Genomic DNA, 12,597 nt, shown 5'->3' with positions numbered 1-12,597 from the left:
TCAGCGTGGCATTAGGGTGCCACAGTGCCCATTTCGCACCTGGTATTGATCACGTTGGCCGGCCTGGGGGCCGGCGCGGTGAATTCCCTGGTGGGATCCGGCACCCTGATCACGTTTCCCACGCTGGTGACGCTGGGCTATCCACCGGTGGTGGCCACCATGTCGAATGCGGTCGGCCTGGTGGCCGGCGGTGTGTCGGGGACTTGGGGATACCGTCGCGAGTTGCGCGGCCAGTGGCATCGGTTGCGTTGGCAGATTCCGGGATCGCTCACCGGCGCGATGCTGGGCGCGTGGCTGCTGCTGCACCTGCCCGAAAAAGTGTTCAACGCAGTAGTGCCGGCGCTGCTGATCGCAGCGCTGATCCTGGTCGTCATCGGCCCGCGGATCCAAGCCTGGGCGGGGCGACGCGCGGTGAGCGCCGGCCGCTCCGCTGATCACCTGAGCCCAGGGCGGATGGCGGCTCTGGTGGCAGGCACCTTCGCCGTGGGCGTCTATGGCGGCTACTTCGCCGCTGCGCAGGGCATTCTGCTGATCGGTGTGATGGGCGTGCTGCTTCCCGAGTCGATGCAGCGGATGAACGCCGCGAAAAACCTACTGGCATTGGTCGTGAACCTGGTGGCGGCCTTGGCCTACACCCTGGTCGCGTTCGACCGGATCAGCTGGGCAGCGGCCGGGCTGATCGCCCTTGGTTCGCTGGTCGGGGGTTGGCTCGGCGCGCACTACGGGCGCCGGCTGTCCCCGAATGCGCTGCGCGTCACGATCGTCATCGTCGGCGCCATCGGGCTCTACCGCCTGCTCACCGTTTAAGACACGGCCAGCCTCAGTGGTTTCTTCCGCCGTGGTCGGCTGCGGTAGGCTTTCGACCTGCTGCCGGGTCGTACCGGCGGCGCCGGGCTGTGGCGCAGTTTGGTAGCGCACTTGACTGGGGGTCAAGTGGTCGCAGGTTCAAATCCTGTCAGCCCGACCAGCCGAAGTGGCTTGACCTGCGTGATGCGACATTTACTCCCGCCAGCGCTCGCCGAGTGCCTTCGCCGCTGTGGACACCTTCATGACCGGGCGACGCCCGCGGTTATGGACGGGAACGAAGTGGTAGTGCTCGTAGAAGGATTGTGCTTCGTCGTCGATGGCGTCAACAACGATGAGCCGGCCGCCGCCGATCTCGGATGCGGCCACGGCTTTGCCTAGCGCGTCGAGGAGCAACTGCTCGCCGTATCCCTGACCCCGCAGCGATGTGTCGATTGCGAGGCGTGCGATCAAGTATCCGGGTATGCGGGAATAGCCGCCGGACATCGATCCCGAGACGCCGTCGTCGTTGCGCACTACTTCGGTGGGGCAGATGGCGAAATAGGCGCTGACTTTGTGTTCGCCGTGCGGGGTCCATACGTAGACATGTGCGACACCGCTGCTATCCGCGCGACGAGCATGGGCGATGAGCCAGGTATTCAGCGATTCCTTGCCGCAGTCGAATCCTTCCAGCGCGTGGTCGTCACCGAGTCGCGCGGACTCGAACATTGGTCAGCGCCTGGTGAAGACTGCTGGTTTGCGTGCGGCCGCCGCCAGCCGCGGCGCGTGGTCAGCGGCATCGAGCGAGGACATCAGTTTGTCGAACTGTTCGGGCTCCATTGCTGTTACCAACTCCTGACGCAGGATGTCTTCGGCCCGTTGCATCGCCGCTTTCCGCACAAATTCCGACGTCTGCTCATGGACAAGGTTGGCGGCGCGCTGGATGCGGTCTAAAGTCGCTTGCTCCGCGCGAAGCTCGATGCGCTTCGTCTTGACTGCCATAGCGACACCTCCTTCTGTCTCTCGATATCCCTGCTCGCAACTGTCGATCATGTCATTGTACGGTGATTGTCCGTACACGGCTAGGATCGTTTGCGGCCAGGGCTAGGCGCCGTTCTATGCCTTTGACGCTGACCGGCTGCCGCTTTTGTCGCGACGTTCGTCAACGACGGTTCGTGATCACTGGCCCGGGATGGTGGGCAGACTGTCGCGAATGCCCTTCAGATCATCCAGGATTTTCTGCAGATCGCCCTGAATGTTCGGCAGATCGGGGAGAGTCGTTGGGACCTGCTGCATCTCGCCGGGGATTGATTGGTACTGAGGGCAATACGAGACGATGGCACCGGCAGCGAATTGGGCGCTCTGATCCGCGTCCCAGATCGTTGATTGCTGCACGAAGTTGATGGCCGCGGCGAAGTCGGGTTGGTTGGCCAGAAAGTCGCAGACAGCGTGCCCGTGGCTCACCACGTACTCGCGGCTGGGAACTGGCACGCCCTGTTCTTTCAATGCGGCCATGAGCGCCCTGTCGGCGACGTCACCCTGCGAAGCCGGCGGGTTCGGCGCCACCGGCCTCGGTTGTGCACTTGACGGCGGAGCTGTCGCCGACGGCGGGGTTTCTGCTGGCGGCGCCGACGGTCGTGGGTTGTGGGCAGCGAACCACACCATCAACGCGGCGGCGACGGCTACCAACGACAGCGGCAACGCCGCCAGCGAGCCGAAGCGGCGCAGCGCAGCCTTAGGTCGGTAGGACTTGATGCCGCGGGGCTTGTCGCGCGAGGTGTCGACGAGAACCTGGGTCTTACTCGCGTGGACCGCTTCGGTTTGGTACACCTCCGGCGGGTGTCCCAGGCGCTCATCGAGGAGCGCGTCGAACTGACGACTCGACAGCTCGTCGCCGCGCTCGCGCATCTCCCGGCGCACCGCTGCAAGGCGCCGCAACTCGGAGTCGATCGTGTCCCGATCGCGCATGCTCTGAGCGTAAAGCAGCGTGCCGTTATTCGTCAGCGACTGGGCCAGCTACCCCGGGTCAGTCTTTCCGCCACGGCTGGCAGCTGTGCGTCAAAAACGCCACGTCACCGGGGTCCAGGGCGACTACCTGCGGGTCATTGCTGAGGTTGTTGTTGACGATGTCTGTCGGGTTGAGGCTGTGCAGCTTCGCCCAGTAGCAGTCGGATTCTCCTTGATCGCTACGTCCGCCGGAACGATAGGTACCGGGCTCGATATCAGTACCGATCCGGTAGGTGCCATCGGTGTCCATCGTCGTTCTCGGGGCGGGTGTGGATGGCGCCGCATTGGTCACCGTGACGGTTTCTTTGACGAGCACCGTCGAGGTCACAGTGGGCGCGGGGTGGCCAGACCCCCCGCACCCAGCAAGCCCTATCGCCACGGCGGCAATAACGGCCCTCCTTCGCACCATCCAAGGAGCGTAACCGGCAGCGGCGCACGCCGTGTTCCTATCATTTGATGGATGAGCGCCGGCGGCCTGGAAGCGATGCGATCGCCGGCCTTCACCGTCGAAGACGTCGCCCGGTATCGTGCCGCCGGGTGGTGGTCCGACTCGACGCTCTCCGATGCCGTCCGTCGCAACGCAAAACGATCACCCGACCGCGCCGCCTATATCGACCAGCCCGGCAGATCGCACAGTTGGCGTGAATTCGATGTCGCGGCAACTGCTCTGGCAGAACAACTAGCCGGCATCGGCGTCGAGCCGGGCGATCGGGTCGGGGTATGGCACGGCGATTCCGCCGCCATCCACGCGCTGCTCGTCGCGATCGAGCGTTGTGGCGCTGTCGTCGTCGGCATCGGCGCCCGCGCCGGCACCCGTGAGGTTGCCGCGACATTGCGCAGCGCGCAGCCGAAGCTCTTGGTCAGCGATCAGCAGCGCAGCAGCGCCGCGGCATCCGTAACCGCAGAAACACTCGTCCTCAACCGCGACGACACACTGTCGCTCAACACCGAAACCAAGCCCAACCCGCCACCGCCCGAGTCTCGACTCGGGCCCGATGACCTCTTCCTGATCAACTCCACCTCCGGGACCACCGGGTTGCCCAAATGTGTCATGCACACCCAGAACCGGTGGCACTACTTCCATCAAAAGGCCGTCGCCAACGGGCAACTGACCTCCGACGACATCTTCTTGCCGATCATCCCCACCCCGTTCGGCTTCGGAATCTGGACCAGCCATTCGACGCCGATCTACCTGGGTGCCACTGCGGTGATCCTGGAGCGCTTTACCACCAAGGCGGTACTCGACGCGATAGCTCGGCATCAGGTCACTGTGTTGTGTTGCGTCAGTACGCAGTTGACGATGTTGATGGCTGATCCTGAGCGCCGCGACCACGACTTGAGTTCGCTGCGGGTGGTTTTCACCGGCGGCGAGGCGCTGCCGTATCGGCCGGCCGACGAATTCGAGGAACTCACCGGCGCGACGATTCTGCAGTTCTACGGTTCGAACGAAACCGGACTGCTCAGCGGCACCACGCTTGACGACTCCCGCCAACGACGGCTGCGCACCGGCGGCCGCATCGTTCCGGAAATGGCCGTGCGACTCTTCGACGGCGATCAGGACGTTACCTCGACCGGCCGCGGCCAGCCCGCCTGCCGAGGCCCGGCGACCAGCCTGGGCTACCTCGACGGCGCCGACCACGACACGTTGTTCACGCGCGACGGCTGGATGCGCATGGGCGACCTCTGCGAAATCGATCCCGACGGCTATCTGACCGTCACCGGCCGAACCTCCGATTTCATCCTCCGCGGCGGCAAGAACATCAGCGCCGCCCAGGTCGAGGACGCCGCCATGACTCATCCGGCAATCGCGCTAGCAGCGGCGGTCGCGATGCCCGATCCGGTGTTCGGTGAAAAGGTCTGCCTCTACGCCGAACTCGCTGATTCTCACGCCATCGAGCTGGCCGAACTCGTCGAGCATCTGCTCGCACAAGGAGTGTCCAAGGAGCTGCTGCCCGAACGCCTCATCGTGGTCAGCGAGCTACCGCGCTCATCCGGGGGAAAGATTGCAAAAGGGGAGCTGCGCGAGGATATTCGAGCCAGGATGGAGGCCGATCATGACTGCTCCTAATGCGCGGCCCGGCGGTCTGGAGGTGTGGGCGCCGTCGGTGGTGCCCCCGATCGGCGTCGACCTGTCTGACGAGCAGGCGCTTGCCCTCGCCTTCCGCCACCTGGCCGCGATCGGGTTCGCTGAGAATATGGCCGGACACATCACCTGGCAGCTCGACGGCCACACCGACATGCTGGTCAATCCGTGGGGACTATGGTGGCAGGAACTGACCGCATCGGACATCTGCGTGGTCAACAGCGATGCACAGGTAGTCCGCGGTCGGTGGGACGTCACCCCGGCCATCCACATCCACACCGAACTGCACCGCGTCCGCGACGACGCGCGCGTGGTCATCCACAACCACCCTTACTACGCCTGCGTGTTCGCCGCACTGGGCCGGTTGCCGGACCTCGTGCATCAGACCGGTTCACTGTTCCTCGACGATCTGTGCCTGGTCGACACCTATGACGGCGAAATCGACAATCCTTCCCGCGCAGCGGATCTCGCGGCCCGTATCGGTGGCGCCAATCTGACGATTCTGGCCAACCACGGCGTCATCGCAACCGGTCGCACCCTGGCTGAAGCCGTCTACCGGGCGGCATCGATTGAACGAGTCTGCAAGCTGGCCTACGACGTCATGCTGACCGGCGAACAACCCGAGAAGATGAACTGGTCGGACATGGCGGGCATGCAGGCATCGCTGATCGAAAGGGCCGCCGACGTGTACTGGGCGGGCGCCGCGCGGATGACGATCAAGGCCGATCCCGACGTGCTCAACTGAGGAGATTGCCGAGCATGAAATCGATCGACGAACTGGCCGCCGACCCGAACTTCACCACAGCCAAGACCGGCGCCGCCAGGGAGGTCACATTCCTGCCGGATCCGCCGCGCGCCCCACGCCGCTATACGTTGATCTCGGTTGACGATCACATCGTCGAGCCTCCCGACACCTTCACCGGACGCCTCCCGGCCAGATTCGCCGACCGCGCTCCCCGAGTTGTGGACACCGAAAGCGGCGGCCAGACCTGGATTTACGACGATCGGGAACTGCCCAACGTCGGATTCAACGCGGTCGTCGGCCGGCCGGTGTCCGAGTACGGCTTCGAGCCGGTCCGATTCGACGAAATGCGCAAGGGCGCGTGGGATATCCACGAGCGGATCAAGGACATGGACCTCAACGGGGTCTACGCCTCGCTCAACTTTCCCTCGTTCCTGCCGGGATTCGCCGGCCAGCGGCTGCAACTGGTGACCAACGATCGCGACCTGGCGTTGGCCTCGGTGCGCGCCTGGAACGATTGGCATTTCGAGGTCTGGGCGGCCTGCTACCCGGGCCGGATCATCCCCTGCCAGCTGCCGTGGCTGCTGGACCCGCAGTTAGGCGCCACAATGATTTACGAAAACGCCGAGCGTGGATTTCACGCCATCACCTTCAGCGAGAATCCGGCGATGCTCGGATTGCCCAGCATCCATTCCGGTCACTGGGACCCGATGATGGCAGCGTGTGCGGAGACCGGAACGGTCGTGAATCTACACATCGGGTCGTCGGGATCGTCGCCGTCGACCACCGAGGATGCACCGCCGGACGTGCAGGGTGTGCTGTTCTTCGCCTACGCGATTTCCGCGGCCGTCGACTGGCTGTATTCCGGTCTGCCCAGCAGGTTTCCTGAGCTCAAGATTTGTTTGTCCGAAGGCGGAATCGGCTGGGTGGCCGGGCTGCTGGATCGCCTCGATCACATGCTCAGCTATCACGCCATGTATGGCACGTGGCAGGCGCTGGGGGAAAGCCTCACGCCGGCAGAGGTTTTCACCCGTAACTTCTGGTTCTGCGCCGTCGAGGATCAGTCGTCGTTTATCCAGCATGAGCGGATCGGCGCCGACAACATCATGCTGGAAGCCGACTATCCGCATTGCGATTCGACCTGGCCGCGCACCCAGCAAGCGGTCCACGAGCAGATCGGTGATCTGCCGCACGACGTGATTCGCAAGATCAGTTGGGAAAACGCGTCACGCTTGTATCGCCATCCCGTACCTGACGAGATCCAGCAAAACCCGGAGGCATTCTGACCGACCAGGATCGCGTTCGCTGGGACGAGACGTATGCCAGTCGCGGACCGGCGCCCGTCAGCGCGGTGGGGGCGCCGCCAGCGTTCGAGCCTTATGCCGATCTGTTCCCGGCGACGGGGCACGCACTCGATGTGGCCTGCGGGCAGGGTCTCGCCGCAGTGTGGCTTGCCTGCCGCGGCATGGACGTTCGGGGACTCGACATCTCTTCGGTGGCGATCAGGCAAGCGGAGGAACTGGCCCGGCACATGGGCGTCGGCGACCGGTGCCGGTTTGACGTCGTCGATCTCGACGAGGGCCTACCGCCACGCCCGCCAGCGGACGTCGTCGTATGTCACCGATTCCGGGACCGTCGCCTCGATCAGGCGATCATCCGGCGACTGGCACCAGGCGGGTTAGTGGCGATCAGCGCGCTCAGCGAAGTCGGCGCCGCCCCGGGCCCATTCCGCGCCGCCCGTGGCGAACTGGCCGCCGCGTTTGTCGAGTTGGAGCTGATTGCAGCCGGCGAGGGCGACGGCGAAGCGTGGCTGCTGGCGAGACGCTAAACGACTCGACCTGAACCTGCCCTCTAGGCGCATACTGAAAGTCATGACCGGTTCAGTGCAGATGCGCGTCGAAAGCCTGTACCGCTACCCGGTCAAGTCCATGCTGGGCGAGGTCGTGACCAGCATGGTTGTCGACCAAGGGGGCGCCGACGGAGACCGACGGCTGGCGCTGGTTGACGCGGTGACCGGGCGGGTGGCCAGCGCCAAGCAGCCGCGGTTGTGGCGTGAGCTGTTGCAGTTCAGCGCCACTCGCGATAACGGCCGCGTCCACATCCGGATACCGGACGGGACGAGGGTGGCTGCCGACGATCCGGATATCGACCAATTGCTGTCGAAGCTGCTGGAACGCCCGGTCCACCTGGTGCGCAAGCGGCCGCAGGGCGCCACGCTCGAACGGCCCGACCCGGAGCAGGTGCTCGAACAGGGGATGGACGCCGAGGTCGACACCCGCATCGTCGAGATCGCAGCGGCAACACCGGGAGATTCGTTCACTGACCTTGCTCCGCTGCACGCGATCACCACGGCAACCCTGGAACGTGTCGGGACCGAAGCGCTGCGCTACCGGCCCAACCTGGTGATCTCGGTGCCGTCCGATTATCCGCCGTACGCGGAAAACACCTGGGTGGGCAGAGAGTTGAGCGTGGCGGAGACGCGGCTCAGTGTCCTCAAGCCGACGTCGCGGTGTGCGGTTCCCACCCTCGAGCACGGCACACTCCCACGAGCGCTGCACGCGTTGCGGACACTGGTGGCCGAAAACCGCGTAGAATCAGCGGGTTCCGGATCGGTTCCCTGTGCGGGCGTGTACCTGGCGGTGGTCACTGGCGGAACCATCCGCACCGGTGACTCCGTCGCCCTGAGCTAGTCCACTCAATCGCTACCGCGCGGCGGCGGCTGCACCTCGACCCCGCTCGACTCGTGCTCCGGGCCTGCGTCCGGGTGTTCGGCTGGAACACGATCGCGGAATCGGGTCGCCTCGCTCGAATTCTGCGTCCCCGCACGCCGTTCCGCACTGTGGTACGGGCCAGGCTTCGGCCGGGGCTTCCCGCCGGGGAAAGCCAACCGGAAGATGCTGCGGTGCACTGTGTACCACTGCTTCGAAAACCGTCCGGAGTTGTATGGCAACTGGTAGCGCTCGCAGATATCCTTGACCTTCGGTGCGATCTCCGAGTATCGACTGCTGGGCATGTCGGGATACAGGTGATGCTCCACTTGATACCCCAAATTGCCGCTGATGACATGAAACAGTGGGCTGCCGTCGATGTTGGCCGCTCCGATCAGCTGGCGGACGTACCAGCCGCCGCGCGTTTCATCTTCCACTTCGCTCTGGCTGAACGTATAGGTCTGGTCCGGGAAATGTCCGCAGAAGATGATGGCGTGCGCCCATACATTGCGGATGACGTTGGCCAGCGCATCGGCGGCCAGGGTGCGCAGGTATGTGCTTTCCACGCCCGCAAATACCCGGTCCAGAAAAGTCGCGGTCGTAGCGATTCTGCCTTTGCGCGACGTCCTCCGAAGCAGCCTGCTGACGCGGGATTCCGCTGGCTGATCGATGCGGCCACGCAGGGCTAGCTGCGCAAGCCCGAAAGCACCCGCACTGATAACCGGCCAGCCGATGTAATCCTTCTGAATTTGCGAGCGTGCCTTGCCGGCAATGCCTTTGAAGTCGTTGCGCAGGTCGGACATCGACTTCTCGCCCGCCCACAAGGCTCTGAGGTCGGTGTCGTGCACGGCAACGCCCCACTCAAAGAGCAAGGTAAGCAGTATGTTGTAGAACGGTTGCGCCAGATAGACCGGGTGCCATTTCTGAGCAGGATCGATGCGCATGATCTCGTAGCCGAGATCCTTGTCCTTGCCCCGGATATTGGTGAAGGTGTGATGGATGTAATTGTGCGAGTGCTTCCACGCCTCGGCGGTTGACGCGGTATCCCAATCCCACACCGAGGAATGAATATCGGGATCGTTCATCCAATCCCATTGACCGTGCATCACATTGTGGCCGATCTCCATGTTCTCCAAGATCTTGGCCATGCCCAGACACGCGGTGCCGAGCACCCAGGCGGTTTTGGACCGCGACGCCAGCAGCAGCACCCGTCCGACGACCACGATCTGGCGCTGTACCGAGATCACCGTCTTGATGTAGCGCCGGTCGCGCTCACCGAGATCGGCAAACACCTCGTCGTGAATCGCGTCGAATTCCTTAGCAAGCTTTTCCAGCTCTTGTTCGCTCAGACGGGCAAGCGGGCTCTCCACAGCAGTCGTCACTATGGCTCCTTCCGATCACAGTTCGAGTTCGACGTCACCTTCGGCGGTGTTGATGCAGATGCGCACGTCCGCTCCGATGGGTTCCGTGACGTCGCCGGAGCGCAGATCGCGCAGCTTGCCCGACTTCAGCGTCCCGACACAGGTATGGCAAATACCGATCCGACAGCCGTACGCGAGATTGAGGCCGGCCTGCTCGCCGGCTTCCAGAATCGGTGTGCCGCCGTCGCATTCGACGGTGGTGTCGCTGTCCAGGAAGCGGACGCAACCGCCTTGCCCTTCCCCTGCATCGCCGCCGATCTTCGGCTGGAACCGCTCGAAGTGGAGGCGATCTGCATCGCCGTTTTGCTCCCAGTGCTCGATCAGCGCATCGAGCAGCTCGCTGGGTCCGGAACAGAAGGCCTCGCGTTCACGCCAGTCGGGAACCAACTCGTCCAGGTCGCCCGGTGACATGCGGCCCCGTTCGGAAGTGAGCCGTACATCGAGCCGCATCCCGTCGCAGCGGCGGTCGAGGTCTTCTAGAAAGGGCAAAAACATGACTTGTTCGCGGTTGCGCGCGGAGTGAATGACCACGACATCGCCTAGCTCGCCGCGGCGATCGAGGCTACGCAGCATGCTCATAATCGGTGTGATGCCGCTACCGGCGCTGATGAAGAGCATTTTCGACGGCGCCGGCTCGGGCAGTGTGAAGACTCCCTCGATCTCACCGAGCCGAATGATGTCGCCGGGCTTGACCCGTTCGACGAGATACGGCGACACCACACCGCTGTCCACCTTTTTGGGAGTGACGCTGATCAGGCCGTCCTCCGGCTGCGGATCCGAGGTCAGCGAATAGGCCCGCCAGTGGTAGCGGCCGTCGATGATCACGCCGAGCCGTACGTATTGGCCCGGTTGGTGGCCTCGCCATTCGTAGCCCGGCCGAATCAGCACACTCGCCGCGTCTGAGCCCTGCGGCTCGACGCGCTCGACTTTTCCGCGCAGTTCCTTCGTCGTCCACAGCGGGTTGATCATCTCGAGGTAATCGTCTGGGCGTAACGGACTGAACAGTTGCCGCACTGCTCTCAGAAACAACCGCCGACCGCGTGGAACCGGGGGCTGGGCGCCGCGTTCCGCCATGATCGCGATGGTACACAGCTGTCCACCGAGTTCAAGCTGTGGCAAGAACTACGCAGCTCAGCAGTGTTCTTGAAGCGGTTGCTAGGTAAAACGCACGTTCACTGAGTAGCCGTCGGAGCATCAGCGGCCTTGACCAACCGCACCTCCGGGCGAGCCGGGACCGCGTCGGCGAGAAACCACCGGAAGGCGAGGTTGCCGCGCGGGTAGTCCAGTGTCGTGAGCGAATTCGGGTGCGCCGTCATGCCCCGGGAGATGACGATCGTCACCGTGCCGTCCGCGTTGAGCACCGCGCTGTGACCGTTGATGGAACTACGCGCGTCCGTGACGCTGTGGGTGGCCATGAACTGATTCCACACCACCAAATTCCAGAACCGGCACGTCGGTGGGCGGTGAGTGATCACCAGCGCCTCGTCGTCGCCGAGCACAAAACTGCCATAGGCATAGCAGGCGTCGCGGGCCGACCAGCCGAAGTTGGCGTCGGGCACCTGATAGGGGTCCGCGAATTGGTTTGCGGTCTGGGAGATTTCGTGTCCAAGGGTATGCGCGTCGTCGGATCGCACGCCGACGGCAACCGGCACAATGGCGAACATCGTGCGCAGCCAGGCGGCGCTGGCCCGCAGCGCCGCAGCGGTTTCGGCGTCACCGTGCCGCACCGGCTCCGGCTCATCCAACGCCTCGATCTGCCAGGTGACGGGCCGGCCGGTGAGCGGGTCAGCCTGGTAGTCCCGGGTCATCAGCACCGCCGCATCCGGTGTGGGCCCGAGCTCGAACGAGAAGTCGCCGTCCGCGTCGATGTCGAGGTCGTCGTCGCGCACGATCGCCACGATCCGGTCCGACCAGGCGCCCGGCGCCGGCTCGTTGTAGGCAGTCAGCGAAAAGTAAACGCTGTCACCGCGATTGCCGCTGATGCGGTAGCGCCGTGCGGGATCCACCGGGCAGATGTAGTAGTAGGCGTCAGTGTTGTCACCGCCCCAACGCCGGTCGCGCCGAAACGGTGTGTTGACTTCCACGAACGCCGGCCTGCTGGGCTCGGCGAAAAGATAGGTGTCGAACGCCACCCCCAGCGTCGTCGCCAGCATGCGGTAGCCGTCGGCGATGTGCCGGTCATCGGTGACCGCGCGCTCGCCTTCGAGAAATGCGCGGTCAAGACTGCCCAAGGTCTCCAGCAACTCGTGCCACGCGGCCGTCGACTGGTGGGTCATACGCTGATTCCTCTCGTGATCAGGGCGGCAGTGCGGTCCACCCAGGTGTCGTCGAGCGCGTCCCCTCGGGTGAGCAGCGCCAAAAAAGTGGTGCCGGCGACGGCCTCGACCACCTCGGCGGCGGTCACGTCGGGCCGCGCCTCGCCGCGTTCGACGGCGGCATCCAGGCGCTCGGACAGACCGCGCGAGAGGATGCCGCCGAAACGTTCCAGCAGCGCCGAATGCAAGGTGAGATCCGCAGCCATCTCGCCGACCAGGCCGGGCAGTGCCGCCCGGGCGGCCGGCGTGGTCAGGACCGCCGCGGTGCGACGCACCATTTCCCGCACGTCGGCGGCCAGCGACCCGGTGTCGGGTAGTGCGGTCGCGTCGCTGATCGGGAACACCGCCTCGTGGACGAGGTGTGCCTTGCTGGGCCAGCGCCGGTAGATCGCCGGCTTGCTGGTGCCGGCCCGCCGGGCGATGGTGTCGACCGACAGCTCGGCGTAGCCGGTCTCGGCGAGCAGCTCGACAGCCGCGCGCAGCACCGCGCTGTCGATGCGTTTGTCGCGGGGGCGGCCAATCTCCGTCGTCATTACGA

Annotated in this window: 14 protein-coding genes and 1 tRNA gene; 7 read left to right on the top strand and 8 right to left on the bottom strand. The window is 64.5% G+C overall.

Annotated elements, in window-relative coordinates; all coding sequences use genetic code 11:
- Positions 1-24 precede the first annotated feature (24 nt).
- Both A5707_RS03245 and A5707_RS03240 read left to right on the top strand, forming a co-directional pair.
- Positions 25-807: a sulfite exporter TauE/SafE family protein gene (locus A5707_RS03245; protein ID WP_065013086.1), complete on the top strand. Its 783-nt coding sequence runs from the start codon at positions 25-27 to the stop codon at positions 805-807.
- An 83-nt stretch (positions 808-890) separates the two neighbouring features.
- A tRNA-Pro gene (locus A5707_RS03240) sits at positions 891-967 on the top strand.
- Positions 968-999: 32 nt separating this feature from the next.
- Here A5707_RS03240 and A5707_RS03235 read toward each other — a convergent pair.
- From A5707_RS03235 to A5707_RS03220, 4 genes are all read right to left on the bottom strand, one after another.
- Positions 1,000-1,512: a GNAT family N-acetyltransferase gene (locus A5707_RS03235; RefSeq protein WP_065013085.1), complete on the bottom strand. Its 513-nt coding sequence runs from the start codon at positions 1,510-1,512 to the stop codon at positions 1,000-1,002.
- Between the two features lie 3 nt (positions 1,513-1,515).
- Entirely contained in the window at positions 1,516-1,836 is a 321-nt protein-coding gene (locus A5707_RS03230) for a DUF1778 domain-containing protein (RefSeq protein WP_232000612.1), read from the bottom strand.
- 126 nt (positions 1,837-1,962) lie between these two features.
- Positions 1,963-2,751 (bottom strand): DUF732 domain-containing protein, encoded by a 789-nt coding sequence (locus tag A5707_RS03225; RefSeq protein ID WP_065013083.1) that lies wholly within the window; start codon positions 2,749-2,751, stop codon positions 1,963-1,965.
- A 58-nt stretch (positions 2,752-2,809) separates the two neighbouring features.
- Positions 2,810-3,118, bottom strand: coding sequence for a hypothetical protein (locus A5707_RS03220; RefSeq protein ID WP_232000611.1), 309 nt, complete (start codon positions 3,116-3,118; stop codon positions 2,810-2,812).
- Positions 3,119-3,250: 132 nt separating this feature from the next.
- On the opposite strand from A5707_RS03220, the gene A5707_RS03215 reads away from it, so the two are divergent.
- Genes A5707_RS03215 through A5707_RS03195 form a run of 5 tightly spaced genes read left to right on the top strand, consistent with a single transcriptional unit; the run spans position 3,251 to position 8,305 of the window.
- The gene (locus A5707_RS03215) at positions 3,251-4,858 is read left to right on the top strand and encodes a class I adenylate-forming enzyme family protein (RefSeq protein ID WP_065013081.1); all 1,608 of its coding nucleotides are present in this window, start codon (positions 3,251-3,253) and stop codon (positions 4,856-4,858) included.
- Positions 4,845-5,618 carry a class II aldolase/adducin family protein gene (locus A5707_RS03210; protein ID WP_065013080.1) on the top strand — a complete coding sequence of 258 codons (774 nt, stop codon included), beginning with the start codon at positions 4,845-4,847 and terminating at the stop codon, positions 5,616-5,618. Before A5707_RS03215 ends, A5707_RS03210 begins: the two co-directional genes overlap by 14 nt.
- 14 nt (positions 5,619-5,632) lie before the next feature.
- Complete coding sequence (locus A5707_RS03205; RefSeq protein WP_065013079.1) at positions 5,633-6,901, top strand: amidohydrolase family protein; 1,269 nt, start codon at positions 5,633-5,635, stop codon at positions 6,899-6,901.
- Positions 6,898-7,443, top strand: a complete 546-nt coding sequence (locus A5707_RS03200) for a class I SAM-dependent methyltransferase (protein ID WP_065013078.1) — start codon at positions 6,898-6,900, stop codon at positions 7,441-7,443. Before A5707_RS03205 ends, A5707_RS03200 begins: the two co-directional genes overlap by 4 nt.
- Before the next feature lie 43 nt (positions 7,444-7,486).
- Positions 7,487-8,305 (top strand): MOSC domain-containing protein, encoded by an 819-nt coding sequence (locus tag A5707_RS03195; RefSeq protein WP_065013077.1) that lies wholly within the window; start codon positions 7,487-7,489, stop codon positions 8,303-8,305.
- A gap of 5 nt (positions 8,306-8,310) precedes the next feature.
- Here the strand turns inward: A5707_RS03195 and A5707_RS03190 are convergent, their stop codons facing one another.
- The 4 genes from A5707_RS03190 to A5707_RS03175 form a co-directional block, all read right to left on the bottom strand.
- Positions 8,311-9,705, bottom strand: coding sequence for a fatty acid desaturase family protein (locus A5707_RS03190; protein WP_065013076.1), 1,395 nt, complete (start codon positions 9,703-9,705; stop codon positions 8,311-8,313).
- A 15-nt stretch (positions 9,706-9,720) separates the two neighbouring features.
- Positions 9,721-10,818 (bottom strand): ferredoxin reductase, encoded by a 1,098-nt coding sequence (locus A5707_RS03185; RefSeq protein ID WP_065013107.1) that lies wholly within the window; start codon positions 10,816-10,818, stop codon positions 9,721-9,723.
- 98 nt (positions 10,819-10,916) lie between these two features.
- Positions 10,917-12,020 (bottom strand): DUF1214 domain-containing protein, encoded by a 1,104-nt coding sequence (locus A5707_RS03180; protein WP_065013075.1) that lies wholly within the window; start codon positions 12,018-12,020, stop codon positions 10,917-10,919.
- Positions 12,017-12,592: a TetR/AcrR family transcriptional regulator gene (locus A5707_RS03175; protein WP_065013074.1), complete on the bottom strand. Its 576-nt coding sequence runs from the start codon at positions 12,590-12,592 to the stop codon at positions 12,017-12,019. Before A5707_RS03175 ends, A5707_RS03180 begins: the two co-directional genes overlap by 4 nt.
- Between the last annotated feature and the right edge of the window lie 5 nt (positions 12,593-12,597).

This window comes from Mycobacterium kyorinense (assembly GCF_001672775.1).
GTDB classification, from domain to species: domain Bacteria; phylum Actinomycetota; class Actinomycetes; order Mycobacteriales; family Mycobacteriaceae; genus Mycobacterium; species Mycobacterium kyorinense_A.
The sequence above is the reverse complement of the archived record's forward strand: the minus strand, read 5'-3'. Positions and strand labels throughout refer to the sequence as shown.